Genomic DNA, 24,772 nt, shown 5'->3' with positions numbered 1-24,772 from the left:
CTACGAGGGCAGGCCTCACTGCGGCCTGTCCTCGCCTCCCAGGATCGCGGCGCGACACGCGGCCAGGATTTCATCGGCCAACGCCGAGTCGTCCGGGCATGCACGGGACATGATCAACCCACCCAGCACCTGTGCCATCAATGCAAGCGTGCCGGCACGCGAAGCGGTCGGGTCCTGCGCTTCTGCCTCTGCTTTGGCCGCATGCAACACACCCAGTTGGGCTTCGATGCCGGCGGCAAATGCAACGCGAACCTCGTCTTCCTTACGTGCGGCATCACCGCACAGCGCCGCCAGCGTGCAACCTGTGGCGCGCTGATCGCGGTGCTCGCGCGACAGGTACACGTTTACGAACGCCTCGGTCGAAGCCCCCGCCGTGCGCGCAGCCGACTGCGCCAGGCCACAGGCTGATGCTTGTGCCATGAGGTCGGCCTTGGACTCGAAGTGTTTGTAGAACCCGCCCTGGGTAAAACCTGCCGCCGCCATCAGGTCAGCGATGCCCACACCGTCATACCCACGCTCGCGAAACAGCGCCGAGGCCGTTTCCACGATGTGCGCGCGATTGGCCTGAGCCTGTTGTTTAGAGACTTTCATGGTCCACCTGAATCTTTTACGTACGTGCCGCAAGCATACATTGATGTCGACCAACATCAAAACATTGACATTTTAGATTTCGATCGTAATCATTAAGCCCTCTCCATCACCCGCGACACTCTTCAGGAAACTCACCATGACCACGCTCCCCACTGTTCTGATCACTGGCGCCTCCTCCGGCATCGGCGCCACCTATGCCAGGCGCTTCGCCCGTCGTGGCCATGACTTGGTGCTGGTCGCTCGCGACAACGCGCGCCTGGAGGCATTGGCCGTACAGTTACGCGAGGAAAACGACGTGGCCGTGGAGGTGTTCCAGGCCGACCTGACCCTGGCCGCCGACCTCGCGTCGGTGGAAACCCGCCTGCGCGACGATGCACGCATCGGCATCCTGATCAATAACGCGGGCATGGCGCAGTCCGGTGGCTTTGTTCAACAGAGCGCCGAAGCCGTCGATCAACTGATCGCCCTCAACGTCGTGGCGCTGACACGCCTGGCTGCCGCCGTGGCGCCGCGCTTTGCGCAGGCCGGCAGCGGTTCGATCATCAACCTGGGCTCGGTGGTGGGTTTTGCGCCCGAGTTCGGCATGTCGGTGTACGGCGCGACAAAGGCATTCGTGCTGTTCCTGTCCCAGGGACTGAGCGTGGAATTGGCGGCCAAGGGCGTGTACATCCAGGCCGTCCTGCCCGCCGCCACTCGCACCGAAATCTGGGAACGCGCCGGCATCGATATTAATGCGCTGCCGGAAGTGATGGACGTGGATGAGCTGGTGGACGCGGCCCTGCTGGGTTTCGACCGTCGCGAGCCGGTGACCATTCCGCCATTGCACGTCGAAGGCCGATGGGACCAACTGGACCAGGCGCGCCAGGGGCTGCTCGCGGATATCCGCCAGGCGCACGCCGCCGAGCGTTATCAGGCGCAGGCCTGAGTCGTATAGCCTGACCGGGGCTTATGCTTGAGCCTCGGCGTCGATGCGCAGATCAATCGCCACGGTATCGAGACGGTCACGTTGCAGGGTCGCCAGACTCTGCAACGTTTTTGCGTGGACGGCGTCCGCGGCGTCCTTGAGTCGTTGCCACTCTTCAAGGCTGATGACGTCGCGCAGCACTAGCTCATCGGCTCGGCTGATCAAGGTCTGGTGGAAGTCATCGGGATGATCCAGGCGATAGCTGTCGTCCTCGAGCAGCAAGTGCCAGCCTCGAATTGCCATTGCCTTGTCGGTTTTCTCCATCGTTACAGGCCCCCTTCATGCCAGCCAGCACCGTGCCTCGCACATCACTTATGCTCATCCGCCTTGCCTTCCTGCATCTGCACGGAGGACTTGGTGGAGCTGCTATTGCCTTTTGTGGCGTTGTCCGAATTGTCGAAGCAGCCGTGCAGCAGGAACAGGCTGCACAAGCCCAGGCACATCGATAACTTTTTCATGATCGTTCACCAGGTAATGAAACAAATGGCCCCGACGCCAGCGCGTTGCCTGCGCCAGCCCTTGTTTAGTCTGGCCGGGAGCACCGGCTATACGTTCAACAAATTCGGCACAGGCCTGACGAGCGGTGACGGCAACACGGCGTTGAAAATCTGAATTATTTGCCCGATGCGCCCTCTGTTTTTCAAACCGCAGGTAGTTGAAGGAGGGGTCTTGAGTGAGCTGAATTGGGTCCAATGGCCTGCCATGGTGGTGACGGTAATCGCGGCCTGGCTGATTGGATCGCAACGACCGGCGCGACGAATGACGGGTTTCTGCTGCTTTATCGCGAGTAACGTGCTGTGGGTAATCTGGGGCGCGTACGCGCAGGCCTACGCGCTGATCGTGCTGCAAATCTGCCTGTGCCTGATGAACCTGCGCGGATTCAGGAAGAACTTTCTGAATCGCTAGCAAGCACGCTTCACCCCGCGTTCCGGCTGCGCTGGTTTTTTCGAAATCCTCGCGCGTTCATGCCCAAAAGAATGCCCTCCAGCAGGATCAGCGCGAACGCCTGGGTGTGCCAGCCCCACACGATCCACAAGGCATTACTGAGGATGAACCCCCAGAAGGCAAGCATGCGGCGACGCGGTCGTTGCGAGCCGATAAACCAGGCCGAAATCACCGTCACCACCATGGCAGGCCACTGCACCCAATCCATCAAATCCAAACAAACCTCCTTTGGTAAACCTGCTCGTCGGTGAATAAAACGGGGCTCAGCCCAAGGCTGTATCGAGAAACATCATGACCGCGAAACCCAGCATCAACCCGAGGGTGGCCGGAGTTTCGTGGCCGTTGCGGTGGGTTTCCGGAATCACTTCGTGGGAGACGACGAAGATCATCGCGCCTGCCGCCAGCCCCAATGCAATCGGATAACCCAGGGCAAACCCGCTGGAAATCCCCAGCCCCACCACGGCGCCCAGCGGTTCCATCAGCCCCGAACCCACCGCGATCAGCATCGCACGCAGCGCCGAGACGCCGGTGACCCGTAGCGCCAGAGCGACCGCCAGGCCCTCGGGAATGTCCTGGATGGCGATGGCGGTGGTCAGTGGCATGCCGACGTGCAAGTCGCCATCGGCAAAGCTGACACCGATGGCCATGCCTTCCGGCAGGTTGTGCAGGGTGATGGCGAGCACGAACAGCCAGACACGATTGAAACGTTCAGTCTGCGGGCCTTTACGCCCACTTTTCGAATGCTCGTGGGGCACGAAACGATCCAGGCCGACCATCAGCGCCACGCCCAACGCCAGCCCCAACACCACGGTGCAAGCAGCCGACAACTGATGGCCGGTAATCGATTGTGCGGCCTCTATACCGGGCAGAATCAGTGAAAACGAGCTGGCCGCGAGCATCATGCCGGCCGCGAAACCCAGCATGACATCCTGGGTCCGCGCGCTGATCTGACGCAGCACGATGGCCGCAATGGCGCCCAGGGCCGTGGCAGCGAAACCGCTGAACCCGCCCAGCAGGGCGTAGTGCAAATGGGTCGTGTCGCCCTCGACGACGGCGTTGTAGCCGCTGGCCAGCAACCACAGCGTCACCGCGACTGTGCAGGACCAGAACAATGCGCCGGTCCATCCCAGGCTTGAGGCCCGGTGCAGCCAGCGACGCGACGGTGCTGGAGCGGATGACGTAGAGGGGTCGGGCATCAGTGACTCCATGGGGGTGCTCTTGCAGACCGGGCGATTGAATCAACTGTCTTAGGATTTGAGTGTTTGCGTTGAAGTTCCAACGTTTTGACCTACGTGCTCGGCAAGCACGGGTATGGCACCTGTCGTCGGCCCATCGAGCGATAAAAACAAACTTTCCCGGCACGCAAGCTATCCATAGGAGGCATTCGATCACCAACAGAAGGGACTCCAGCATGGGTGCAATTCATACAATCCCTGGCGTCAGAGCGGCCTGCGCTACGGCAGTGGCGTTGCTGCTCGGCGCCTGCGCCGCCGACAATTCAGCCTCCAACGTGGTTGCACCGGGCGATGCGCCCTCGCCCACCACGCGCTCTTTAGAGGCCGGTGCGGCGCTGTTGCAATCACGCCCGCCGGTTGAAGCGTTGAACGCGTACCTCGACGGTTTCCATTTCTACAACGGCCACATGGACGCCCAAATGGAGGCGCACCACTACTGCGCGATTCTTAATGAAGAAGTGATTCAGTGCGTGATTTACGACGGCAATCGCAAGGATGCCAAGTTGATGGGGGTGGAATACATCATCAGCGAGCGCCTGTTCAGCGGCCTGCCCAAGGCCGAACAGGCGCTGTGGCACAGCCATGTGCACGAGGTGAAATCCGGCCAGTTGATCGCGCCTGGAATTCCCGAGGTGGCCGAGCATGCCTTGATGGAAAAGCTCGTGCACACCTACGGCAAGACTTGGCACACCTGGCACACCGACCTCAATAAAGACCTGCCTCTGGGCGTGCCCCAATTGATGATGGGCTTCACGGCCGATGGCCAGGCCAACCCGCAACAGGTGGCCGAGCGCGATCGTCGGTTCGGCATCGACAGCGCGCAGAAGCGCAAGGCCCGTGCCGACATACCGACCCCCACTGTGGCGCCGGGCGCGGATGCGTGGCGCCATGGCAACGTGTTCCAGATTGCGGACCCGACCAACACGCCCCATCAGCACTGAATTTACCGATTGAGGAACCGCCCCATGCCCTCGCTCAAGATCGCCACATTCAATGTCAACGGCATCGGCGCGCGCCTGCCGAACCTGTTGCGCTGGCTGGAGAAAGAACGCCCGGACATTGTCTGCCTGCAGGAACTGAAAGCGGCGGACAAAGCGTTCCCCGCCAAGGCTCTGGAAACGGCGGGCTATGGGTCTGTGCACCACGGTCAGGCCTCCTGGAACGGTGTCGCCATTCTGGCCCGCGACGCCGAACCGCTGCTGATTCATCGAGGCCTGCCGGGCGCCGAGGACGACACCCAGTCGCGCTATCTGGAAGCGGCGGTATTGGGGGTGGTGGTCGGCTGCCTGTACCTGCCTAACGGCAATCCGCAGCCCGGGCCGAAATTCGACTACAAACTGCAATGGTTCGAACGGCTGATCCAGCACGCGCAGCGCCTGCAGGCCAGCGAACACCCGGTGGTGCTGGCGGGTGACTACAACGTGGTGCCCACCGACCTGGACATTTACAGTACACGCTCCTGGCTCAAGGACGCCCTCCTGCAGCCGGAAAGCCGTGCGTGTTACCAAAAGCTGCTGGAGCAAGGCTGGATCGACTCGATACGGCATCTGTATCCGGACGAACGCGTGTACACGTTCTGGGACTATTTCCGCCAGCATTGGCAGAAAAATTCCGGGCTGCGTATCGACCACCTATTGCTGAACCCGATACTCACGCCGCGCCTGCGCAATGCGGGCGTGGATGCATGGGTACGCAACGAAGAACATGCCAGCGACCATGCGCCCGTGTGGGTCGAGATCGCGCCTGAAACGCGCCATGGGTAAGCGTACCGTCCCGCTCCAGGCCTCCTCCCGCTACCCGACCACGCCCGATGGCCGCTATTTCGTAATCAGAGGCATTCTGTGGCGCTGCAGCAATCCGCAGTTGCCGGAAACGGTCCGCCAGGATCTGGTCAAGCAACTGATGACTGCGCGTCGCCAGGTAAAAGCCGCCAAGGCGAGCGGCGATGACGACGCGCTAAAAGACGCGCGCTCCAAGGTGCAGCGGGCCAAGGTTGGCTTGGGTGAGCGCGGCCCGGTGTGGTGGGATGACGGGGCTGATGACTTTAACCGGCACAAGGTCGCGAATACGCCCTACGCCGCGTGGCACGCCGCATTAACCACCGCCACGGTCTAGCGCATGCGCAAGACCGTGGCGGCGGCCTTTAACTCGGCGCCGCCACGGGGGTCGCCAGGCGGTTACAGCCATACAGCACGACACCCAGCAGCATCAGCGCGCCACCGCGCAGCCAAGTGTCGAGGCTCTGCTGGCTGAGCAGAATCAGGCACGACACGATGGCCAGCACCGGCACCCAGGTCGGGACGCGGAAGTGATCCTTATCGACAGGGTCGCGGCGCAGCACCAGCACCGCCAGGTTGGTGCTGAGGAACACGAACAGTAGCAACAGCACCACGGTTTCGGCCAGGGCTGCGAGGGTACCGGTAAGGGTCAGCGCCATGGCCACCCCGGTGGTGGCGATGATTGCAAACAGCGGCGTCCGGCGTTTGGACAGCACCCGCGACAGCGGAGTCGGCAACAGCCCCATGCGCGCCATGCCATAGGCCAGGCGACTGGCCATGATCATGGTCAACAGTGCGCCGTTGGCCACCGCCACCAAGGCAATAAAGGCGAACAACTGCGGCGGAATATCCAGGCCCGAGGCCCGTACCACTTCCAGCAACGGCGCCGAGGTCGCCATCAGTTGATCCATCGGCAGCACCACGGAGGCGGCCACACCGACCGCCATATACACGACACCGGCGGTGATCAGCGCACCGAACAGCGCACGCGGGTAGACCGTGCGTACGCCACGGATTTCTTCCGCCAGGTTGGCCGATGTCTCAAAGCCAACGAACGAATAGAACGCCAATAACGCGGCCCCCAGCACCGCGAGCATCGGGTTGACGCCGGCTTTGAATTCCACGGCACGCCCAAGGTTCGCCTCACCCGCGTGGAAACACCACACCGCAGCGACCACCACCAGTAACAATCCGGAGAGCTCGATGCAGGTCATCACCATATTCGCGCCCAATGACTCCTTGATTCCGCGTGCATTGAGCAGGGCAATGACCGTCAGGAACACCAGAGCAGCCAGGGTCGGTGGAACCTTGAGAAACGCCGCCAGGTAGTCGCCGGTAAATGCCAGGGAAAGCCCCGCCGCACTGGTGACCGCAGCCGCCAGCATGCTGAAGCCCACCAGGAACGAAACCAGCGGCGACTTGAACGCCTTCTCGGCAAACACCGACGCTGCGCCGGCATGGGGGTACTTGGTTACCAGTTCCGCATACGAGCCGGCCGTGAGCATGGCGAAGAACAATGCCACCAGCAATGGCACCCAAATCGCACCGCCTACCTGACCTGCGATAGTGCCGGCCAGCGCATACACGCCGGCACCGAGGACATCGCCAAGGATGAACAAAAACAGCATTGGCCCGGTCACGGCGCGGCGCAGCGACGGTTTGGCGGATGAAGCGGGGCTGAAACTGGATTCGGTCATGGGCGGCTCTGCAGGCAAGTTGTCTAACAATGGAAGCGACCAGCGCGGACAAAGTTCATTTAACTCACACCTGGCCAACCGTTTGGTGAGCAGGTGCCCTGCTTTACGCGCCGAGCACCTGGAACAGGGTTACTTCTTGGCTTCTTTATCCGGGTCTGCGGAGCGTTCCAGAAATGCCTGGGTCAGTTGCGGCAAATGCTCCAGCAACCACTGAGCCATGGCGATCTCCTGGGGCAGAATCTGCTCGCACGCCGCCTGAGTCTCGGCGTCTCCGGCCTCTCGCGCTGCCGCAATCAGCACGGTATAGGAGGCGATCTCCATGTTCTCGAAGACATAGCCGGCCATCGCCCCCTTGATCACCTCGTCGCTCATCAAAGAGCCACCAACGGCCTGCCCGAAGGCCATCAGCTTGCCTCCCATGTCTTTGAGCGTCGAAGCTGAACCACCCAGGCGGGTCAGGCACTGGTCAATGAGTGCCTGCTGGCCGAGGGTTTCCTGGATATGTTGGTCGATACGTGCCTTGAGCTGCGGGTAATGCTCCAGGCGTTCGGATTGCGCCTTGAGCATCTTTTCGGCCTGCTGCTCCATCGCGTGGGCATCGCGCAACCAGTCAAGTACGTTTTCTTGTGGTGTCGCCATGGTGTTAATCCTCCTGAATATGAGAAAAAAGCAGGCGAGCTGGCCAAGCCGGAACTCATCGGAACGGGCCCCTTGTACTGATGCTCGCCTCCCCTGCATGTGAAGCGAAAATGCACTGTAAAATTTCAAAACCAACGCGCGTATGGCGACCAGTGGTCATGCCCTTGCCGCCAAGCGAAACGGAACCTGAGCCTGCTCTGGACAATGGGGATTGCGCCGCCAATGGAGGCCGACTCGACGAAGCACTGGAAGAACGTTTCCGGCCAGCGACCCCATCACGCCTTGAGCGTTTGCACCGAGGGCATGCTTGTGAAAAAGAGTGAACTGCCAGTCAAGACCTGCGTGACGTGTGGCCTGCCGTTCACTTGGAGAAAGAAATGGGCGCGGTGCTGGGAACAGGTGCGTTACTGCTCGCAGCGCTGCCGACGTGGCAAGAGCCGAGTCCGCCCATGACATGAAAGGCGCGAAGCCTCTTGTCATCGGACGGTTTCACGCCTAGGGTGTTAAAAACTTATACAGGCAACGACCCTATGTACAAGAATGAGCAATGGCCGCTGACCCTTTATTTTGATGGCGATTGCCCACTCTGCGCGCGAGAAATCAAGCTGCTACGCCGCCGAGCCTCTCGTGCGCGGCTGTTGTTCGTAGATATCAGTGACCCTGCCTTTGACGCGCAATCGCTGGGCGTGAGCCTGGACGCAATGGGCGCCGCCCTGCAGGCCCGGTTCAGCGATGGCACCTGGGTCAGCGGCCTGGACGCGACACTCTGGAGCTGGCGCGCGGCCGGGATGGGAATCTGGGCCGCACCGCTGTCATGGCGTCCGCTTCGGCCGTTGTTCAATCTCGGCTATCGTATGTTCGCCCGCTCGCGCCCATATCTGGCGTGGCTGCCGCACCCGGATGGCAGCCGCCGCTGCCAGGACGGCCGCTGCGCCAAGCACGGGCGCACACTCAGTGGCACCCTCTGAATCCATCAAGCCAGGAAATAAATAGCCACCCACCGCCCTCGCGACGGCAGTTTCTTTACTGATGGGCCGTCGGTGGCAGCAGGACGGGCGAGGTGATGGTGGTGATGTATTGCCGGTGAGGTCGGGTGGTGAGCCTAAATTCCAAGCAAAAAAAAGCCACTCATTGAGTGGCTTTTTCTTTGCGTTTGGAGCGGGAAACGAGACTCGAACTCGCGACCCCGACCTTGGCAAGGTCGTGCTCTACCAACTGAGCTATTCCCGCGTCTTGGTGGTGCGCATTCTATAGAATCTCCCGCACCCGTCAACCCCTTGATTCAAAAAAGTTTTATTTCTTTTCAACGGTGGTGCGCAGATGAGGCCAGGCGGCGCGTAGGTACTGGAGCATTGACCACAGCGTCAGGCCGGCGGCGATGAGCAATAATGCGTAGCCCAGCAGGACCCAGAACGTGAAGTCCGACGGGTTCGCCAGCAGGATCACCAGGGCGAGCATCTGTGCGGCGGTTTTCCACTTGCCCATGTTCGATACAGCAACATGGGCGCGGGCGCCGATTTCGGCCATCCATTCGCGCAGTGCCGACACCACGATCTCGCGACCGATGATTACCGCGGCTGGCAGCGTAAGCCAGAGGTTGCCATGTTCCTGCACCAGCAGGACCAGGGCGACGGCCACCATGAGCTTATCGGCCACGGGGTCTAGGAATGCGCCAAACGGCGTGCTCTGCTCCAGGCGGCGTGCCAGGTAACCGTCGAGCCAGTCGGTCGCGGCCGCGAACGCGAACACCGAACTTGAGGCCACATAGCTCCACTGGTACGGCAAATAAAACAACAAAATGAAAATCGGGATGAGCAGGACGCGTAGAACGGTGATCAGATTAGGGATATTCATCGGCACAACTGGCTACGAGGTGGAAAGGCATTCTATTCGCTGTGCAGATTCGCATAAATCAACTCAGCGAGCTTTTTACTGATACCGGGTGCTTTGGCTATCTCGTCAATGCTGGCACGGGACAGCTCCTGCAAGCCACCAAAATGTTTGAGCAAGTCGCGGCGTCGCGTCGGCCCCACCCCCGCTACCCCTTCCAGGGTTGAGGTTCGCCGGGTTTTACCACGACGGGCGCGATGGCCGGTAATGGCGAAACGGTGGGCTTCATCGCGGATCTGTTGAATCAAATGCAAGGCAGGCGAGTCGCCCTTCAAGGTGAACTCATGGGCGGCATCATTCAAGTACAACGTTTCGAAGCCTGCCTTGCGCGTGGTGCCCTTCGCCACGCCCAGCAGGATCAGGTCGGGCACCGCCAGTTCGTTGAGTACGTCACGGGCCATCGATAGCTGCCCCTTACCACCGTCCACCAGCAGGATGTCCGGGAGCTTGCCCTCGCCGTCCTTCAATTTGCTGAAGCGCCGGGTAAGCGCCTGGTGCATGGCGGCGTAGTCGTCGCCTGCGGTGACGCCTTCGATGTTGTAACGCCGGTAATCGGATTTGATCGGCCCTTCCGGACCGAATACCACGCAGGAAGCCACCGTGGCCTCACCGCTGGAGTGACTGATGTCATAGCATTCAAGACGTTGCGGCGGCTCGTCCAGGTTGAGCACTTCAGCCAGAGCGTCGAAGCGCGCGGCGACGTGCTGTCGATTGGCCAGGCGCGCGCTCAGGGCCTGCTCGGCATTGGTCACGGCCAGTTGTTGCCAGCGCGCACGGGTGCCGCGCACGCGGTGGCTGATGTCCAATTCGCGGCCGCGCAGTTCGTGAATCGCCTCGATCAAGGCCGGGAAGTCTTCATGCACTACGTTGACGATCAACTCCGAAGGCAGGTCGCGCTCCGGACTGCTGACATAGTACTGGCCAAGGAACGCCGCCATGACTTCGGCCACCTCCTCGTCGATACCCGTCTGCGGGAAGAAGTTCTTGCTGCCCAATACGCGCCCGCCGCGCACGCTGATCAGGTGCACGCAGGCGCCGCCCGGATTGACGAACGCGGCGATCACATCGACATCACCGCTGCCGCCTTCCATGCTCTGCTGGTCCTGCACGCGACGCAGCAGCGAGATCTGGTCGCGCAGTTCAGCCGCGCGCTCGAAATCCAGGGTGCTGGCAGCCTGCTCCATGGCGCCGGACAACTCATCGGTCAGCGCATTGCTGCGACCTTCGAGGAACATCACCGAATGGCGTACATCTTCGGCATACTCCGCAGGATCAACGAGTCCCACGCAGGGCGCTTTGCAACGTTTGATCTGGTATTGCAGGCAGGGCCGTGTGCGATTCTTGAAAAAGCTGTCTTCGCACTGACGCACAAAGAAAGTCTTTTGCAGCAGGCTCAGACTTTCACGAATCGCGCCCGCGCTGGGATAAGGCCCGAAGTACTTGCCCTTCTGCTTCTTTGCTCCACGATGAATACTCAGCCGTGGGAAATTGCCGTCGGAAAGAAATACGTACGGATAGGATTTATCGTCACGAAGCAGGATGTTATAGGGCGGCCGCCACTCTTTGATCAGCGTCTGCTCAAGCAGCAGCGCCTCGGTTTCATTAGCGGTGATGGTGGTTTCGACCTGGGCGATACGGGCTACCAGGGCAGCAGTTTTCGGCGCGAGGCCGCTCTTGCGAAAGTAGCTCGCCAGGCGGTTCTTCAGGTTCTTGGCTTTACCCACATAAAGCAGGCGCGCCTCGCTGTCGAACATGCGGTATACGCCGGGGCGGCCGCTGCAGGTCGAGAGAAAGGCACTGGGATCAAACGGCGTGGTCATGTCAGGCGCTGGCGTCCACCATGCCGTGGCGCACCGCGAGCAGGGTCAATTCAACATCACTGCTGATGGCGAGCTTCTCGAAAATACGATAGCGGTAGGTGTTCACGGTCTTGGGCGACAGGCACAGCTTGTCGGAAATCGCCTGCACTTTCTGGCAACCGACGATCATCAGGGCGATCTGGATTTCCCGCTCGGACAAGGCATCGAAGGGCGAGTCGCTGGTGGGCTGGAACGATTTGATCGCCAACTGCTGGGCAATCTGCGGGCTGATATAACGCTGGCCGGCAAACACCAGGCGAATGGCCTGCACCATCTCGGCAAGGCCGGCCCCCTTGGTCAGGTAACCGGCCGCCCCCGCCTGCAGCAAACGCGTGGGGAAGGGATCTTCCTCGCACACCGTAACCACCACGACCTTGATATCAGGATGGCTGCGTAATAATTTGGTGGTCGCGCCCAGGCCGCCGATGCCGGGCATCTTGACGTCCATCAAAACCACATCGGGCTTCAACTCCCGGGCCTTGATCAGGGACTCTTCCCCTGACTCGGCCTGACCGACTACTTGCAGGCCGTCGATGTCAGCCAGCATTCGTGTAATGCCTGTACGAACGAGATCATGGTCATCGACTACTAGCACCCTAATCAAGCAGACACCTCGCGATATGGTCTTATAGGTTGCTGAACACCTTAGCAAAAAACCAAGGCGCAGACCTAGCTGCACGCGTCATATATATGGAGTTTGAATAAGCAGACGCCATCCGCCTAGGGGCGGATGGCCGGATTTGCTGGGCGAAAGGTCAGGATTCCGAAGGCTGAACCTTGAGTTTTCCGCTCACTGAGGCGCAATGTTCGGCCAGGGTGGAGGTGAGGCGACGAATTGCATCCTGATCCTCCTTGAACATCGCACGGTAGTCACCCAATACTTTCTCTTCAATCTGGCTCAGATTGTCGAGCTGGATCGGCGTGGCCGTGCCGGTCAACACATAAAGCACATCCACGCCCTTTGCGGCGACGCGTGACAAATAGTCGGCCTTAGGCGCCCGCCCGCCGTTTTCGTATTTACCCTGCGCGTTGGCTTCGACGCCTCCTATTTCACCGAAAACTTTCTGCGACAGGCCAAGTCGCTCTCTTTCTTGCCTCAAACGCGAACCGATTCCACTCATTTGGATGTATGATCCTAGTTGGCACACCCCAAGAGGTGACACTCTCATCTCTTCGTCAAACGAACTTGAACGGTTTTGAACTATGCCCGGAATCCGCACTGCTGCACAAGCCAAAGCCTGGCTGGAACATCAAGGAAAGTCAGTTCAAGCATTCGCCCGTGAACATGGCGTCGATCCGGCAACCACCTATCAAGTGCTCGCTGGGCGCAAAAAGGGACGACGTGGAGAAGCCCATAAGGTAGCGGTCCTTCTGGGCATGAAAGAAGGGATCATCCTTTCCGAGGCTGATGGCCAAAAAAAGGGCCAGGAAGTTGTCTCCTGAGACCAGTATGCGCTTATTAGACTGTTGCGCATGATTTAGCTTGGGCGGCAAACCCGCTCCATGCGCCAGAAGCAGTCCTCCTCACCGACGATGTTAAAACCCATACGCTCGTAGAGCCTGCGCGCCGGGTTGGTCTTGAACACAGTCAATCGCAAAAGCCCGCGCGATTGCGCTTTGACGGCCATCTGCTGCAACACCCAACTGCCAGCGCCAAGCCCGCGAAACGTCTCGAGCATATGCAATTCGCGAATATAGAGCGCCTTGCTGTCGCGACTCAGGCTGATAAAGCCGAGCACCGCCGCGTCCTGGCAAATCAGCCAGTTCTCTCGTCCGCCCCACGCCACGTCGAAGCCATCGCTGGACCACAGTAACCCGTACTGCACGTAGTAATGGCGCATTGCCTCATACGTCAGGGTTCGGGCGAAGGCTCGGTCGAGGTCGGTGGCCGCGCGCAGGCTGAACGTCATCAAAACACGACCACTTGACCGGCCCATACGCCGTTGTCACGACGCGCCACTAATAACGCCTCACCCACACCGGGCACAGCGGCGAGCAGTTGACCGTCGGCGGCCCATACCGCGCTGCGCCCGGCGCTGGCCCAGCCGCCCGACGGGCCGCCGTGATTGGCCATCAACACCAGCAAGCCATGCTCGGCGGCGTAGCCTTGAAGCTGCGCGCAGTCTTTGGCATACCCGCCCTCGCTGATCAGCACTGCGGCGGCATACACACTCGCGCCCGCGTGAGCGGCGGCGCGCGGATGGCTGGCATGGGTAAAATCTGCGCACACCGCTAACGCAATCTGCTCGCCGCCGAGCTTCAAGGCTTCGCCGCCCGGCCCCGCGACGAATGCCACCTCTTCGCCAGGATGCAGATGCTGCTTTGCATAGACCGCCAGCGAACCGTCCGCCCCCAGCACCAGCGCGCCAATCATCACGTCGGCGTCGGGGCTCGGTCGGATCGGCATCCCCACCACGGCAGTCAAGCGCAGATCCCTGGCCTTCTCACGCAATGGCCTCAACTGCACGGCGTCTGGCGTGATCGCCAGGCGCTCCGCGAGTGACAGTTCATAGCCGGTCAGCGACAGCTCCGGAAACACCAACAGCTGCGCGCCCTGCTGCGCTGCCGCCTGCATGAACGCCAAGTGTCGCTGAATATTGGCAGGCACATCGCCGGGGATGGAAATCGTTTGAGCGGCAGCAAGGGTCAAGGCGGTCATGAGGATGTCCGGGCATTGCGTATCAACATGTAAACAGCATATCGGCACTCGCCCCATAGTCGTAAGTCCCTTTACGCAATAGAAATTACCGATTGAATCCAACCGCGCGCCTCGAGTAAGCTCGCTCCATCTTTTGGAGACACAACATGCTGCGCCTTTCCCACACTCAGATTTGCCCTGCCGCAAGCGCCCAGCGCTCGCTGTCGGCTACCTGTGTGAGCGGTTCGAGCGCAGCTGTCAGCTTTTATTTTGGGTATTGGTTTAGCCACTGGCGCGCCTGATACCTGAAATCGGCGGCCACTACTCAAGGGGTCGCCTGCCAGAGAAATCTAACCCCCGGTCGGCTCCCCGACCGGGGGTTTTGTTTTTCCAGGCCTACATTTTTTGCTTGATCACCAACACTTAACAGGAATCGCACCATGAACGACGCCACCTATTACCGCTACGACACCTTCACTGCATGGCGATTTAGCCAGCTCCGCTCGGGACAGCCTGCCGCCTCCGATCGGTCGCCCATGGGTGGCAAACCTACACACATCGCCGATACGGCCAATTGTCGAACACCCCAGTAGGGCTGAGCGCGGGAATCGCCCGCCGCTTGCCCAGGAAGCCTTGAATATGAACTCCTCCGTCACCGCCCTGCCCGTTTCCAGCCTGATCAGCGCCAATGAAGCCCTGACCCTGCGCCTGCCCAGTGCCCTTGAGCTCAAGCACCAGTTGCCGCTCAGCCCATTCCTTGTCGAACAAGTCCACGCCCATCGCCAGGCCGTGCGATCCATCCTTAATGGCGACGATTCACGTCTGCTGGTGATCGTCGGCCCGTGCTCGATCCACGATTCCGAGTCGGCCATGGAATACGCACGCAAGTTGAAGAAACTCGCCCTTGAAGTCAGCGATCAAATGCTGCTGGTGATCCGTGCCTATGTCGAGAAACCGCGCACCACCATCGGCTGGAAAGGACTGGCGTATGACCCTCATCTGGATGGCAGCGATGACATGGCCGCAGGCCTCACGCTGTCGCGCCAGTTGATGCGGGAAATGCTGCGCCTGGGCCTGCCGGTCGCCACCGAGCTGCTGCAGCCCATGGCCGCCGGCTACTTCGATGACCTGCTCAGTTGGGTAGCGATTGGCGCGCGCACCACCGAATCGCAGATTCACCGCGAGATGGCCAGCGGCCTGGACATGCCCGTGGGCTTCAAGAACGGCACCGATGGCGGTGTCGCGATTGCCTGTGACGCCATGCGTTCGGCGGCCCACCCCCATCGTCACTTCGGCGTCGACGGCCAGGGGCACCCGGCGATCATCCAGACGCCAGGCAACCCCGACACCCACCTGGTACTGCGCGGCGGCCACCGTGGCCCCAACTACGATGCGCAAAGCGTGGCGCAGGTCAAACACGACCTGGCCAAATCCAAGGTAGCGGCACAGGTGATGGTCGATTGCAGCCATGCCAACAGTGGTAAGGACCCACTGCGTCAGCCGGCGGTGTTCAACGATGTACTGGAGCAACGTTTACAGGGCGATACGTCGCTGATCGGCATGATGCTCGAAAGCCACCTGTTCGAAGGCTGCCAACCCTTGGGCGCGTCGATGCGCTACGGCGTGTCGGTCACCGACGGTTGCCTGGGCTGGGACACTACCGAGCATCTGTTGCGCAGCGCAGCACAACGCTTGCGCCAGACCCGCTGACTCAACCGAACTTGCTCGCGGGCATAACTCGCGGGCAAGTGCGTATTGCAGCCGTATCCTGCGCCGTGCAGCGCTGCGCAGTGGGAACTAGATGCCAGCCACCGGCTGGCGGGATAGCTCGCGCAGCCACGGCAACACTCGCAGGCCGGTGGCGGCCGCGGGTGGGTCGATGATATCCATGAAGTGTTCGAGGTTGACGTTGTCCGGCACGCCCGGCAGGCGCACCAGTACCGTGGGCGCGGCACCGGCAGGCGCGCATGGGTCCAGGTGGTCGTACACCAGTACATGACGCACCTGCGGTTGCGGCTCGCACGCCTGCACCAGCAGCCCCGCATTGATGATCAGCACATCAAACGGCTCGGCCGGGATAGCCGTGAGTATCTGGACCTCGTCAAAGGTTTGTACCGGGACAATCCGGTGGTACCCCAACTGATTGAGCATTTTCTCGATGTACAGTCGTTGCAGGTGCTGTTCATCGGCAATCAGGATAGTCAGTGCTTTGTTCGGCATGGCGACCCCCATGGGCAGGCAGCGCTCGTCGTTGAGCCTGGCCCATTCTCCAGACATATTCCGACGACAAAATCAGGCATGTTCCCGGTTCGCGTAGGAGTTATCCCAAATCCACCGAATGGCGCTGACTCGCAGTCATACCTGATTGCAGTAACGCTCGAGGCTGTGCTGCAAAGCGTCGATGGCTGCGCCCAATGCGTCGACCGCCGTGCCCAGGGCATCGCGCGCCTGGCATTCGCAGGCGTTCTCCAGCGCCTCGGCACAGGCGATGAGGGCCTGGGCCTTGACCATGCGCGCGCCCCCTTTGACCCGATGGGCAAGGTCATGCAGCTTGGAAAAATCCGCCTGCTGGCAAAGGCTTGGCAGCTCGGCGCGATCCTCTTTGAGGCTGTCGAGCAATGGCCCGAGCAATTCCCGCAGCTCATCGATGTCACCGCCCGTAAGTGCGGTCAGTGCACTTAAGTCGTACAGCGCGTCGAGGTCGCCCCCCGTGGCACAGGCCGTCCGGGACGCCAAGGCCGCGCGCAGGTCCTCCAGGCCGGTCGGCTTGAACAGGCAGCCGTCCATGCCGGCCTGGCGGCAACGCTCGACCTCGTCGGGCTGGGCATTGGCAGTGAAGCCCAGCACCAGGCACGGCACCAGGCCGCGCTGGCGCTCCTGCGCGCGGATATCGCGCGCCAGCGCATAGCCATCCTTAAGCGGCATGTTGCAATCAGTAATCACCCCATCGAAATGCCCGGCCTGCCACACCGCAAGCCCCTGGACGCCGTTATCGGCCGTCACAATACGATGCCCCAGAAAGCTCAACTGCCGCGCCAGCAACAAGCGGTTGGCCGGGTAGTCGTCCACCACCAGGATGCTCAGCGCACGGGCCGGTGGGATGTGCGCCACGGGTGAAGAAACCGGTGCGGCAGTGGTGAGTGCCACGGTCACCGTCACATCCACCCGTGTGCCTTTGCCCAACATGCTGCTCAGGTGCAACTGACCGCCCATCATCTCGCACAGGTTGCGACTGATCACCAGGCCCAGGCCCGAACCGCTGCGCGCCGACTGCTCGTGATTGCCGCCCTGGATGAACGGATTGAACAAACGCTGCTGGTCCTCGGCGCTGATGCCGATGCCTGTGTCTTCCACCCACAACCGCAGGTTCAAGTGGCCGTCAGCAGCCGCGGTACCCTGCGCCCCCAGGCGCACCTCGCCACGGGGGGTGAACTTGATCGCGTTGCCCAGCAGGTTCGACACCACCTGCTTGAAACGCAGCGGATCAATCAGCACCGCGCAATCGATCAAGGGGTCGAGCTCAACGTGCAGCAGCAGACCCTTGTCACGCGCCAGCCCCTCGAACACCCGTGCCACCGAGGTCAGCAATTCGTGCAGGTTGGCCGGGCCAAGGGCCAGGGATAAATGGCCGGATTCAATGCGCGCAATATCGAGAATATCGCCGATCAGCTCCAGCATGCTGCGCGACGCCACCGACGCCACCTGCAGCGCATCGAGGTCGGCCCGGCCCTGCTCGGCGTTCTTCAACGCCAGTTCGATCATGCCGATCACGGCGTTCATGGGCGTGCGGATTTCATGACTCATGGTTGCCAGGAACGTGGTCTTGGCACGGTTGGCGGCGTCGGCGTCCTCCTTGGCCTCCTGCAACTGACCCAGCAAGCGCTGGCGCTCGCTCACGTCGACCCAGCCGGCGATCATGCCCACGACTTTTTCGTCACCGTCACGGTACGGCAGCATCCACTGATAAATAGTCAACACGTCGCCGCTGGGCACCTTGAGCACCCGGTCGTGGACCTGCGGCTCGCCGCGCTCCATCAAATGCAGGTAATCGGCGTGGAACGACTGAGCCTGCGGTGGGTTGCCGGTGTCGGTTTCCACCACGGTCTTGCCGATCACGTCCTCCAGTTTAAAACCGAACACATCCAGGTAGGCATTGTTGCAGGCCATCAGCCGTCCCTGGCGATCACGCACGTAAATTGGATGCGGCGTGCCGTCGATCAGCACGCTCATGAACCGCATCTGGTCGCTCAAGGCCCGTTCGGCCTGGGCGCGCTTGCGGATCAGGTTACGCAGGTAGAACACCCAGCCCAGCGTCACCAGCAGCAGCAAAGCGGCCAGGCCGAAGCCTTGGATAATCACACTGCGATGACGGCTCCAGTAACTGTCTTCGAGGATGATTTCGTTGCGCCAATGGTTGGTCAGCTCATCCATCTCTTCCGGGGTAATACTCAACAGCGCCTTGTCGAGAATCGAATACAGTTCCAGCTGGCCACGATTGACGCCGAACGTAATGCGCGCAGGCTCGGTGCCGACAGTGCTGGTGATACGCAGACGGTCACGGTAATGGCGCGCAATCATATAGCGCGCGCTGATCAGCGATACCGCCGCAGCGTCCACGCTGCCGTTGGCCACCAGCGCCAGGGCCTGCTCGGGGTTCTCCACGTCGACAAAGCCGATCCGCGGGTAGTTGCGGCTGATCTGCGCAGCCAGGCCGTCGCCGGCGATCAGCGCCAGACGCTTGTCCGGCATGTCTTCCAGGGTAACCAAGGGTTCATTGCCCGAGGCCACCACCAGCACATAGGGGTTGGACAAATAGGGTCGCGTAAAGCGAATCTTCTCGGACCGCTCCACGCTCGGTGTGACGACCGCCAGCATGTCCACACGCCCGGTACCGGCCTCGTCGATCTGCCGCGGCAGCGAGCTGCCCCGCTCCATATCGAACTTCAAGCCGGTGCGCAGGCTGATGCGCGTCAGCACCTCGGCGCTCAAGCCTTCGAATTGCCCCTGCTCGTTGAAAAACGACAGCGGTACGAATTTGTCCAGGACCGCCACTTTGACCCGTGGGTGTTTTTCCAGCCAGCGCTGCTCGCTTTCGCTCAAGCGCAGCCGGTCGGCTTCCAGGAAGCCGCTGCCGCCCGCGCTCCAGCGCCGCAGGATTTCCATCTGCTGGTTGGCGGGCACGGCGGCCAGGGCGGTGTTGACGATATTGAGCAGCCGCGCGTCGCCCTTGGCGAAGGCAAACCCGAACGGGTTGACCTCCAGCGCGGAAAAGTCCGCCAGGCGTACGTTATTCAGATGGTTCTTGTTGATCAGGTAGCGCGCGCTGATAGCGTCGCCGAGGTAAACATCCGCCTGGCCGAACGCGACCGCGCCGATGGCTTCGAAGGTCGAGGCAAACAGCATTAACTGCGCATGCGGGTAAAAAGCCTGGACCGCGGCGGGTTGCATATAGTGGTAGAGCATCGCCACGCGCTTGCCCGCCAGGTCGGCACTGAGCGCGTGGCTGTCGCCGGCGCGCGTAACCAGGGCCGGCTGATCATTGGCATAGGACCGCGACAGCACCAATTGCGGGTCGGCCGCCTCGTAGCCGTTGGCCGATCCGACGAAGTCCACGGCGCCGGTCTTGAGGGCTTCAATCACTTCATCGCGGGTATCGTAGCGACGCACCTCGACACTGACGTTCAGTGCCATGGCGATCAGCGAGGCATAGTCCGCCGTGATGCCTTCCAGCTCGTGCTTGTTGTTGCTCAGGTCAAACGGCGCGTAATCCGGCCCGGACACTCCCATGACCAACGTGCGCCGCTCGCGCAACCAGCGCCAGTCAGATTCGTCCAGGGGCACGGAAGGGTTTTCGAGGGTGGAGTGACCCAGCAGCCGCAGGTGGTGCGGCTCGTCCAGGGCCATCGTCGTCAGAGGCAACAGCCCTGTCAGCAGGATGGCCGTGAATGTGACCAGCCGGGACGTGTTCATCTCAGATCAGGTGGTTGCGCTGGGCGAACTTGGACAAATGCACCACCGAAGACATGCGCAGTTTCTCCTTGAGGCGGGTCTTGTAAGTGCTGATGGTCTTGTGGCTCAGCAGCATGTCCTCGGCGATCTCCTTATTGCCCAGACCCAACGCCAGCTTTTGCAGCACGGCCAGCTCGCGGTCCGACAACGAGTCCACCAGCTCCTGCTCGGAAGACTGCAGATCGTCGCGACGTACCGAACTGGTAGGCAGGCTGGGAAAGCAACTGTAGCCGGAGCGGATCGCCCTGATGGCTTTTTGCAGTTCATCAAGCTCACCCGTCTTGGAGACGAACCCCATTGCACCGGCGCGCATGCAGCGCGTTGAGAAGAACACTGCCAGGTATGAGGTCAGCACCAGGATCTTGCAGGGCAGCTCCAGGGCCTTGATCCGACTGATCACCTCCAACCCACCAAGCTTGGGCATCGCAAGATCGAGAATAATCAAGTCCGGGCGTTCCTCGCGCGCGATCTGCATGGCATCGGCGCCATTGCCCGCCTGATAGATCTTGTCGAAGCCTTCCTGCCTCAACAGATATTTGACGGTGGCACGTATAAAAGGATGATCGTCCACAATTAAAGCTTTGTTGCTCATAAGACTCCCCTGGGAGATCAGTACGCTTACATATCACGCGGGGCCTATCTACCTGTGAAAAGTAACAGTTCCGACAGACGGTACTGATTGCTCAGCGCCCCCTTCAGGCCATTCAGGCCCCTCCTTTGAAACACAGTGACAACGTAGAGCTGCGCCTTGAATGGCTGGGCAGGCGCAAGCGCGCAACCATAGCAATGGAGCGTGTGTGCAAATGAAGGGTTAGTCCCGAATGCTTGTAGGATTTTTCCTCGCTACGGCCGGGTCGACCTTGCGCGCGAAAGCGTAGGCCCCAAGGCCCTATTCGGTGGTGCTGGGGCTCCAGAACGCCTGCACCACCAGGGTGGACAGGGAGATACGCGCCACCAGTGCATCCAACTCATCGCCGTCCACCGATGTCACGGCCAGGGTGGCCTCGATCTCGACTTCCTCCGGGCCAAACGGGCGCACATCCACGTCGCTGGCCGGGTAGTTGCAGCGCGCCAGCTCGGCTTCGAGCAGAGCCAGCACAGCCTTTTGCTGGGTACGCCGGGCGATGACGTAAAGGATATTGGTGACCTCCGCCGACACCACATCCAGCGGCTGGCGGTTGATGTTGTTGACGATCGGCCGTAGCAACGTGTTGGCCGCCAGCACGAACAAGGTCCCCAGCAGCGCCTCGAGAATCAGGTCGGCGCCGGCGCAGGCTCCCACCGCCGCCGACGCCCAGAGCGTGGCGGCGGTGTTGAGCCCGCGCACGTTACCCTCCTCGCGCATGATCACCCCGGCGCCCAGGAAACCGATGCCCGATACCACGTACGCCACCACGCGCACGGCACCGTCCGCACCACCGAGGCGGTTGGCCATATCGACGAAAATCGCCGCGCCCACCGCCACCAGCACATTGGTGCGCAGCCCCGCCGTGCGCTGGCGGTACTGGCGCTCGAAGCCGATCAGGCCCCCGAGGATAAACGCAGCGGTCAGGCTGACCAGGGTATCGACCAGGGAGTCGAGGTTGACGTTGTTGATTGCCTGCATGGTAAATCGTCCCGTTTCACTGCCAGCCGAACTTACGGATGTAGTAGCCCTTCACCGCCTGGGTCAGCCCCATGTACGCCAGCAGAATCACCGGTAGGAACACAAAGTACAGCGACGGCAGCGCCTGCAATTTGAAGTAATGCGCCAGCGGCCCCATCGGCAGGAAGATGCCCACCGCCATGATCACGCCCGTCATCACCATCAACGGCATCGCCGCGCGGCTTTGCAGGAACGGGATCTTCGGGGTGCGGATCATATGCACGATCAGTGTCTGGGTCAGCAGGCCCACCACGAACCAGCCGGACTGGAACAGCGTCTGATGGTCCGGTGTGTTGGCATCGAACACATACCACATGAGTGCAAACGTGGTGATGTCGAAGATCGAACTGATCGGCCCGAAAAACAGCATGAAACGTCCCACATCCCCTGGCTGCCAACGTTGCGGCTTGGCCAGCATGTCCGCGTCGACGTTGTCGAACGGAATGGCGATCTGCGAAATGTCATACAGCAGGTTCTGCACCAGCAGGTGCATCGGCAGCATCGGCAGGAACGGAATAAACGCGCTGGCCACCAGCACCGAGAACACGTTGCCGAAGTTGGAGCTGGCGGTCATCTTGATGTACTTGAGCATGTTGGCGAAGGTGCGCCGGCCTTCCAGCACGCCCTCCTCCAGTATCATCAGGCTCTTTTCCAGCAGGATGATGTCGGCCGCTTCCTTGGCGATGTCCACCGCGCTGTCCACCGAAATGCCGATATCCGCGGTGCGCAGTGCCGGCGCATCGTTGATGCCGTCGCCCATAAAGCCCACCACATGCCCGTTGGCCTTGAGCAGGCGCACGATGCGTTCCTTGTGAGCCGGGGTGAGCTTGGCGAACACATTGGTGGTCTCCACCGCCGCGGCCAATTCGGCGTCCGTCATCGCTTCGATGTCGTTACCCATCAGCAGGCCCTGTTGCTCCAGGCCCACTTCGCGGCAGATCTTGGCGGTGACCAGTTCGTTATCGCCGGTCAGCACTTTGACCGCGACACCGTGGGCCTTGAGCGCCTTGAGCGCCGGCGCGGTGCTCTCCTTGGGCGGATCGAGAAAGGCCACGTAACCGATCAGCGTCAGGTTGTTTTCATCGGCCAGGCTGTAGGTATCGCGCCCCGCCGCCATCGGTTGCGCGGCCACGGCCACCACGCGCAGGCCTTCTTCATTGAACGCGGCGGTGACCTGGCGGATGCGCGCCAGCAGTTCATCGGTCAGCGCTTCATTGGTCTCGCCATGACGCACGCTGTTGCACACCGACAGGATCTCTTCCACGGCGCCCTTGCAGATCAGCAGGTGCGGCAAGCCTTGCTCGGCCACCACCACCGACATGCGCCGACGGTTGAAGTCGAAGGGAATCTCATCGACTTTCTGGAACGCCGTGCCCACCTTCAGCTCACGGTGCACTTCCACGTGTTCGAGCACCGCCACGTCCAGCAGGTTTTTCAGGCCGGTCTGGTAGTAGCTGTTGAGGTAGGCCATTTCCAAGACGTCGTCGGACTCTTCGCCCCACACGTCGACATGGCGTGCCAGGAAAATCTTGTCCTGGGTCAGGGTGCCGGTCTTGTCGGTGCACAGTACATCCATCGCGCCGAAGTTCTGGATTGCGTCCAGGCGCTTGACGATGACTTTTTTGCGCGACAGAAACACCGCGCCCTTGGCCAGGGTGGAAGTGACGATCATCGGCAGCATTTCCGGGGTCAGGCCCACGGCAATCGACAATGCGAACAGCAGCGCTTCGGTCCAGTCGCCTTTGGTGAAGCCGTTGATAAACAGCACCAGCGGCGCCATCACGAACATGAAGCGGATCAGCAACCAACTGACCTTGTTCACCCCATGCTGGAACGAAGTGGTGGCGCGATCGGTGGCGGTGACCCGTTGGGCCAGCGCGCCGAAATAGGTGCTGTTGCCGGTGGTGAGGATCACCGCCGTGGCCGCGCCGGACACCACGTTGGTGCCCATGAACAGAATGTTTTCCAGGTCCAGCGGGTTACGGGTCGCGGCGTCCTGCTGGTGGGCGAATTTCTCCACCGGCATCGATTCGCCGGTCATCGCCGCCTGGCTGACAAACAGGTCCTTGGCGCTGAGCACGCGGCAATCGGCGGGGATCATGTCACCGGCCGACAGTACGATCACATCGCCCGGCACCAGCTGCTTGATCGGCAGTTCGATGCGCTTGCCGTCATCCCGGCGCAGCACCGTGGCGGTGTTGCTGACCATGGCTTTCAACGCATCGGCGGCCTTGTTGGACTTGGCTTCCTGCCAGAAGCGCAGCAGGGTCGAGAGCACCACCATGGAGAAGATCACCGTGGCGGCTTTCATGTCCTCGGTCAGCCAGGAGATCACCGCCAACAGGGTCAGCAGCAGGTTGAACGGGTTCTTATAGCAATGCCACAGGTGCACCCACCATGGCAGCGGTTGCTCATGCTCGACCTCGTTGAGGCCGTATTGCACACGCAGGGCGTCGGCTTCGGCGGTGGTCAGGCCGTCGGTGTGGCTGCCCAGCGTGCCGAGCAACGGCACGGCGCTGCTGTTGGCCGCCCCCACCAGGGTTTGCGCCAAAGTCGGTGGCACTTCGCGGCTGACGCTGGCGTCGGTCACGGTTTCGAGCATGGCCAGGCGACGGAAGTGCCGGGCTATGTGCCGGGTCCGCAGGAAGCCGGCGAAGAACTCTTTAAGCAGAGCGAGGTTCATGATTGTTACTCCTGCGCGAGGAAACCGTCGTGCAGGTACGGCCCGTCCGCACCGCGCCCTGGAACAGGCACAGCCAAACATGGCCCGCCCGCCGTAAGAGGCAGGCGCGTCCGTGGCAGCCCGAGGTGAGTCGGGTGCTGGTCAGCGTCGAAGAGAGAGGATCGAGGCACAGCCGGAATGGGCTGCGGCCGGGATGCCG

General features: G+C 61.3%; 29 protein-coding genes and 1 tRNA gene. 11 read left to right on the top strand and 19 right to left on the bottom strand.

Annotated features, from left to right (window positions below):
• Nucleotides 1–15 precede the first annotated feature (15 nt).
• Nucleotides 16–591, bottom strand: a complete 576-nt coding sequence (locus QRN10_RS19455) for a TetR family transcriptional regulator (RefSeq protein ID WP_285428929.1) — start codon at nt 589–591, stop codon at nt 16–18.
• Between the two features lie 136 nt (nt 592–727).
• Here QRN10_RS19455 and QRN10_RS19450 point away from each other — a divergent pair, with 136 nt between their 5' ends.
• A complete protein-coding gene (locus QRN10_RS19450; RefSeq protein ID WP_285428928.1) occupies nt 728–1,516 on the top strand; it encodes an SDR family NAD(P)-dependent oxidoreductase in 789 nt (262 codons plus the stop codon).
• Nucleotides 1,517–1,537: 21 nt separating this feature from the next.
• Here the strand turns inward: QRN10_RS19450 and QRN10_RS19445 are convergent, their stop codons facing one another.
• Nucleotides 1,538–1,819: a hypothetical protein gene (locus QRN10_RS19445; protein ID WP_253506567.1), complete on the bottom strand. Its 282-nt coding sequence runs from the start codon at nt 1,817–1,819 to the stop codon at nt 1,538–1,540.
• A gap of 44 nt (nt 1,820–1,863) precedes the next feature.
• Nucleotides 1,864–2,013 (bottom strand): hypothetical protein, encoded by a 150-nt coding sequence (locus QRN10_RS19440; RefSeq protein WP_181080777.1) that lies wholly within the window; start codon nt 2,011–2,013, stop codon nt 1,864–1,866.
• Here QRN10_RS19440 and QRN10_RS19435 point away from each other — a divergent pair.
• Nucleotides 2,012–2,167, top strand: a complete 156-nt coding sequence (locus QRN10_RS19435) for a hypothetical protein (protein WP_181080776.1) — start codon at nt 2,012–2,014, stop codon at nt 2,165–2,167. The two genes, QRN10_RS19440 and QRN10_RS19435, sit on opposite strands and share 2 nt — an antisense overlap.
• Before the next feature lie 57 nt (nt 2,168–2,224).
• Nucleotides 2,225–2,461: a hypothetical protein gene (locus tag QRN10_RS19430; RefSeq protein WP_181080775.1), complete on the top strand. Its 237-nt coding sequence runs from the start codon at nt 2,225–2,227 to the stop codon at nt 2,459–2,461.
• Nucleotides 2,462–2,471: 10 nt separating this feature from the next.
• Here the strand turns inward: QRN10_RS19430 and QRN10_RS19425 are convergent, their stop codons facing one another.
• Both QRN10_RS19425 and QRN10_RS19420 read right to left on the bottom strand, forming a co-directional pair.
• A complete protein-coding gene (locus QRN10_RS19425) occupies nt 2,472–2,717 on the bottom strand; it encodes a hypothetical protein (protein WP_253506557.1) in 246 nt (81 codons plus the stop codon).
• A 46-nt stretch (nt 2,718–2,763) separates the two neighbouring features.
• Nucleotides 2,764–3,696 (bottom strand): ZIP family metal transporter, encoded by a 933-nt coding sequence (locus QRN10_RS19420; RefSeq protein WP_285428927.1) that lies wholly within the window; start codon nt 3,694–3,696, stop codon nt 2,764–2,766.
• A 215-nt stretch (nt 3,697–3,911) separates the two neighbouring features.
• On the opposite strand from QRN10_RS19420, the gene QRN10_RS19415 reads away from it, so the two are divergent.
• The 3 genes from QRN10_RS19415 to QRN10_RS19405 are packed head-to-tail and all read left to right on the top strand — an operon-like array spanning nt 3,912 to nt 5,850.
• On the top strand, nt 3,912–4,676 hold the full coding sequence (locus tag QRN10_RS19415) for an OBAP family protein (protein WP_181080772.1): 765 nt from the start codon (nt 3,912–3,914) through the stop codon (nt 4,674–4,676).
• A 24-nt stretch (nt 4,677–4,700) separates the two neighbouring features.
• A complete protein-coding gene (gene xth, locus QRN10_RS19410) occupies nt 4,701–5,498 on the top strand; it encodes an exodeoxyribonuclease III (RefSeq protein ID WP_285428926.1) in 798 nt (265 codons plus the stop codon).
• Complete coding sequence (locus QRN10_RS19405; protein WP_181080770.1) at nt 5,491–5,850, top strand: hypothetical protein; 360 nt, start codon at nt 5,491–5,493, stop codon at nt 5,848–5,850. Before xth ends, QRN10_RS19405 begins: the two co-directional genes overlap by 8 nt.
• 28 nt (nt 5,851–5,878) lie before the next feature.
• On the opposite strand, the gene QRN10_RS19400 is transcribed toward QRN10_RS19405, so the two are convergent.
• Both QRN10_RS19400 and QRN10_RS19395 read right to left on the bottom strand, forming a co-directional pair.
• The gene (locus QRN10_RS19400) at nt 5,879–7,210 is read right to left on the bottom strand and encodes an APC family permease (protein ID WP_181080769.1); all 1,332 of its coding nucleotides are present in this window, start codon (nt 7,208–7,210) and stop codon (nt 5,879–5,881) included.
• Nucleotides 7,211–7,339: 129 nt separating this feature from the next.
• Nucleotides 7,340–7,849, bottom strand: a complete 510-nt coding sequence (locus tag QRN10_RS19395; RefSeq protein ID WP_253506544.1) for a ferritin-like domain-containing protein — start codon at nt 7,847–7,849, stop codon at nt 7,340–7,342.
• 309 nt (nt 7,850–8,158) lie between these two features.
• Here QRN10_RS19395 and QRN10_RS19390 point away from each other — a divergent pair, with 309 nt between their 5' ends.
• Both QRN10_RS19390 and QRN10_RS19385 read left to right on the top strand, forming a co-directional pair.
• Entirely contained in the window at nt 8,159–8,302 is a 144-nt protein-coding gene (locus tag QRN10_RS19390) for a DUF2256 domain-containing protein (protein ID WP_285428951.1), read from the top strand.
• A 77-nt stretch (nt 8,303–8,379) separates the two neighbouring features.
• Nucleotides 8,380–8,817: a thiol-disulfide oxidoreductase DCC family protein gene (locus tag QRN10_RS19385; RefSeq protein WP_285428925.1), complete on the top strand. Its 438-nt coding sequence runs from the start codon at nt 8,380–8,382 to the stop codon at nt 8,815–8,817.
• A gap of 186 nt (nt 8,818–9,003) precedes the next feature.
• On the opposite strand, the gene QRN10_RS19380 is transcribed toward QRN10_RS19385, so the two are convergent.
• The 5 genes from QRN10_RS19380 to QRN10_RS19360 all read right to left on the bottom strand — a co-directional run bounded on the left by QRN10_RS19380 (nt 9,004) and on the right by QRN10_RS19360 (nt 12,719).
• A tRNA-Gly gene (locus QRN10_RS19380) sits at nt 9,004–9,079 on the bottom strand.
• Between the two features lie 63 nt (nt 9,080–9,142).
• Nucleotides 9,143–9,703 (bottom strand): CDP-diacylglycerol--glycerol-3-phosphate 3-phosphatidyltransferase, encoded by a 561-nt coding sequence (gene pgsA, locus QRN10_RS19375; RefSeq protein WP_181080766.1) that lies wholly within the window; start codon nt 9,701–9,703, stop codon nt 9,143–9,145.
• A gap of 32 nt (nt 9,704–9,735) precedes the next feature.
• A complete protein-coding gene (gene uvrC / locus QRN10_RS19370) occupies nt 9,736–11,559 on the bottom strand; it encodes an excinuclease ABC subunit UvrC (RefSeq protein WP_181080765.1) in 1,824 nt (607 codons plus the stop codon).
• A gap of 1 nt (nt 11,560) precedes the next feature.
• A complete protein-coding gene (gacA, locus tag QRN10_RS19365) occupies nt 11,561–12,202 on the bottom strand; it encodes a response regulator transcription factor GacA (protein WP_010566015.1) in 642 nt (213 codons plus the stop codon).
• A 151-nt stretch (nt 12,203–12,353) separates the two neighbouring features.
• Nucleotides 12,354–12,719 carry a helix-turn-helix domain-containing protein gene (locus QRN10_RS19360; protein WP_266248825.1) on the bottom strand — a complete coding sequence of 122 codons (366 nt, stop codon included), beginning with the start codon at nt 12,717–12,719 and terminating at the stop codon, nt 12,354–12,356.
• 82 nt (nt 12,720–12,801) lie between these two features.
• Between QRN10_RS19360 and QRN10_RS19355 the strand changes: the two genes are divergently transcribed.
• Complete coding sequence (locus QRN10_RS19355; protein WP_253506533.1) at nt 12,802–13,041, top strand: DNA-binding protein; 240 nt, start codon at nt 12,802–12,804, stop codon at nt 13,039–13,041.
• Between the two features lie 35 nt (nt 13,042–13,076).
• On the opposite strand, the gene QRN10_RS19350 is transcribed toward QRN10_RS19355, so the two are convergent.
• Nucleotides 13,077–13,508, bottom strand: coding sequence for a GNAT family N-acetyltransferase (locus tag QRN10_RS19350; RefSeq protein ID WP_253506529.1), 432 nt, complete (start codon nt 13,506–13,508; stop codon nt 13,077–13,079).
• Nucleotides 13,508–14,257 carry a carbon-nitrogen hydrolase family protein gene (locus QRN10_RS19345; RefSeq protein ID WP_285428924.1) on the bottom strand — a complete coding sequence of 250 codons (750 nt, stop codon included), beginning with the start codon at nt 14,255–14,257 and terminating at the stop codon, nt 13,508–13,510. Before QRN10_RS19345 ends, QRN10_RS19350 begins: the two co-directional genes overlap by 1 nt.
• Before the next feature lie 419 nt (nt 14,258–14,676).
• Between QRN10_RS19345 and QRN10_RS19340 the strand changes: the two genes are divergently transcribed.
• Together QRN10_RS19340 and QRN10_RS19335 are read left to right on the top strand one after the other, a co-directional pair.
• Nucleotides 14,677–14,829, top strand: coding sequence for a hypothetical protein (locus tag QRN10_RS19340; RefSeq protein ID WP_253506521.1), 153 nt, complete (start codon nt 14,677–14,679; stop codon nt 14,827–14,829).
• Between the two features lie 46 nt (nt 14,830–14,875).
• Entirely contained in the window at nt 14,876–15,946 is a 1,071-nt protein-coding gene (locus tag QRN10_RS19335; RefSeq protein WP_285428923.1) for a 3-deoxy-7-phosphoheptulonate synthase, read from the top strand.
• Between the two features lie 87 nt (nt 15,947–16,033).
• Here QRN10_RS19335 and QRN10_RS19330 read toward each other — a convergent pair whose 3' ends face one another.
• The 5 genes from QRN10_RS19330 to mgtA form a co-directional block, all read right to left on the bottom strand.
• Nucleotides 16,034–16,456, bottom strand: a complete 423-nt coding sequence (locus QRN10_RS19330) for an ANTAR domain-containing protein (protein ID WP_253511816.1) — start codon at nt 16,454–16,456, stop codon at nt 16,034–16,036.
• Nucleotides 16,457–16,591: 135 nt separating this feature from the next.
• Nucleotides 16,592–20,206, bottom strand: a complete 3,615-nt coding sequence (locus tag QRN10_RS19325) for a transporter substrate-binding domain-containing protein (protein WP_266248821.1) — start codon at nt 20,204–20,206, stop codon at nt 16,592–16,594.
• Between the two features lies 1 nt (nt 20,207).
• On the bottom strand, nt 20,208–20,837 hold the full coding sequence (locus tag QRN10_RS19320; RefSeq protein WP_181080758.1) for a response regulator transcription factor: 630 nt from the start codon (nt 20,835–20,837) through the stop codon (nt 20,208–20,210).
• Nucleotides 20,838–21,134: 297 nt separating this feature from the next.
• The gene (locus QRN10_RS19315) at nt 21,135–21,851 is read right to left on the bottom strand and encodes an MgtC/SapB family protein (protein ID WP_266248819.1); all 717 of its coding nucleotides are present in this window, start codon (nt 21,849–21,851) and stop codon (nt 21,135–21,137) included.
• Nucleotides 21,852–21,867: 16 nt separating this feature from the next.
• A complete protein-coding gene (mgtA, locus tag QRN10_RS19310; RefSeq protein WP_285428922.1) occupies nt 21,868–24,573 on the bottom strand; it encodes a magnesium-translocating P-type ATPase in 2,706 nt (901 codons plus the stop codon).
• Nucleotides 24,574–24,772: the final 199 nt, after the last annotated feature.

The organism is Pseudomonas sp. lyk4-R2A-8, from assembly GCF_030209095.1.
GTDB lineage: Bacteria > Pseudomonadota > Gammaproteobacteria > Pseudomonadales > Pseudomonadaceae > Aquipseudomonas > Aquipseudomonas quebecensis.
Note: the sequence above shows the minus strand (reverse complement) of the source record. Positions and strands in the feature narration are given on the sequence as shown.

Coding starts and splice junctions, on each gene's coding strand:
- QRN10_RS19420 (WP_285428927.1), bottom strand. CDS start 3,696: ATGCCCGACCCCTCTACGTCATCCGCTCCAGCACCGTCGCGTCGCTGG.
- QRN10_RS19360 (WP_266248825.1), bottom strand. CDS start 12,719: ATGAGTGGAATCGGTTCGCGTTTGAGGCAAGAAAGAGAGCGACTTGGC.
- uvrC (WP_181080765.1), bottom strand. CDS start 11,559: ATGACCACGCCGTTTGATCCCAGTGCCTTTCTCTCGACCTGCAGCGGC.
- QRN10_RS19395 (WP_253506544.1), bottom strand. CDS start 7,849: ATGGCGACACCACAAGAAAACGTACTTGACTGGTTGCGCGATGCCCAC.
- QRN10_RS19440 (WP_181080777.1), bottom strand. CDS start 2,013: ATGAAAAAGTTATCGATGTGCCTGGGCTTGTGCAGCCTGTTCCTGCTG.
- QRN10_RS19405 (WP_181080770.1), top strand. CDS start 5,491: ATGGGTAAGCGTACCGTCCCGCTCCAGGCCTCCTCCCGCTACCCGACC.
- QRN10_RS19350 (WP_253506529.1), bottom strand. CDS start 13,508: ATGACGTTCAGCCTGCGCGCGGCCACCGACCTCGACCGAGCCTTCGCC.
- xth (WP_285428926.1), top strand. CDS start 4,701: ATGCCCTCGCTCAAGATCGCCACATTCAATGTCAACGGCATCGGCGCG.
- QRN10_RS19345 (WP_285428924.1), bottom strand. CDS start 14,257: ATGACCGCCTTGACCCTTGCTGCCGCTCAAACGATTTCCATCCCCGGC.
- QRN10_RS19315 (WP_266248819.1), bottom strand. CDS start 21,851: ATGCAGGCAATCAACAACGTCAACCTCGACTCCCTGGTCGATACCCTG.
- pgsA (WP_181080766.1), bottom strand. CDS start 9,703: ATGAATATCCCTAATCTGATCACCGTTCTACGCGTCCTGCTCATCCCG.
- QRN10_RS19320 (WP_181080758.1), bottom strand. CDS start 20,837: ATGAGCAACAAAGCTTTAATTGTGGACGATCATCCTTTTATACGTGCC.
- QRN10_RS19455 (WP_285428929.1), bottom strand. CDS start 591: ATGAAAGTCTCTAAACAACAGGCTCAGGCCAATCGCGCGCACATCGTG.
- QRN10_RS19385 (WP_285428925.1), top strand. CDS start 8,380: ATGTACAAGAATGAGCAATGGCCGCTGACCCTTTATTTTGATGGCGAT.
- QRN10_RS19335 (WP_285428923.1), top strand. CDS start 14,876: ATGAACTCCTCCGTCACCGCCCTGCCCGTTTCCAGCCTGATCAGCGCC.
- QRN10_RS19330 (WP_253511816.1), bottom strand. CDS start 16,456: ATGCCGAACAAAGCACTGACTATCCTGATTGCCGATGAACAGCACCTG.
- QRN10_RS19415 (WP_181080772.1), top strand. CDS start 3,912: ATGGGTGCAATTCATACAATCCCTGGCGTCAGAGCGGCCTGCGCTACG.
- QRN10_RS19340 (WP_253506521.1), top strand. CDS start 14,677: ATGAACGACGCCACCTATTACCGCTACGACACCTTCACTGCATGGCGA.
- QRN10_RS19355 (WP_253506533.1), top strand. CDS start 12,802: ATGCCCGGAATCCGCACTGCTGCACAAGCCAAAGCCTGGCTGGAACAT.
- QRN10_RS19435 (WP_181080776.1), top strand. CDS start 2,012: ATGATCGTTCACCAGGTAATGAAACAAATGGCCCCGACGCCAGCGCGT.
- QRN10_RS19450 (WP_285428928.1), top strand. CDS start 728: ATGACCACGCTCCCCACTGTTCTGATCACTGGCGCCTCCTCCGGCATC.
- QRN10_RS19325 (WP_266248821.1), bottom strand. CDS start 20,206: ATGAACACGTCCCGGCTGGTCACATTCACGGCCATCCTGCTGACAGGG.
- QRN10_RS19400 (WP_181080769.1), bottom strand. CDS start 7,210: ATGACCGAATCCAGTTTCAGCCCCGCTTCATCCGCCAAACCGTCGCTG.
- QRN10_RS19445 (WP_253506567.1), bottom strand. CDS start 1,819: ATGGAGAAAACCGACAAGGCAATGGCAATTCGAGGCTGGCACTTGCTG.
- mgtA (WP_285428922.1), bottom strand. CDS start 24,573: ATGAACCTCGCTCTGCTTAAAGAGTTCTTCGCCGGCTTCCTGCGGACC.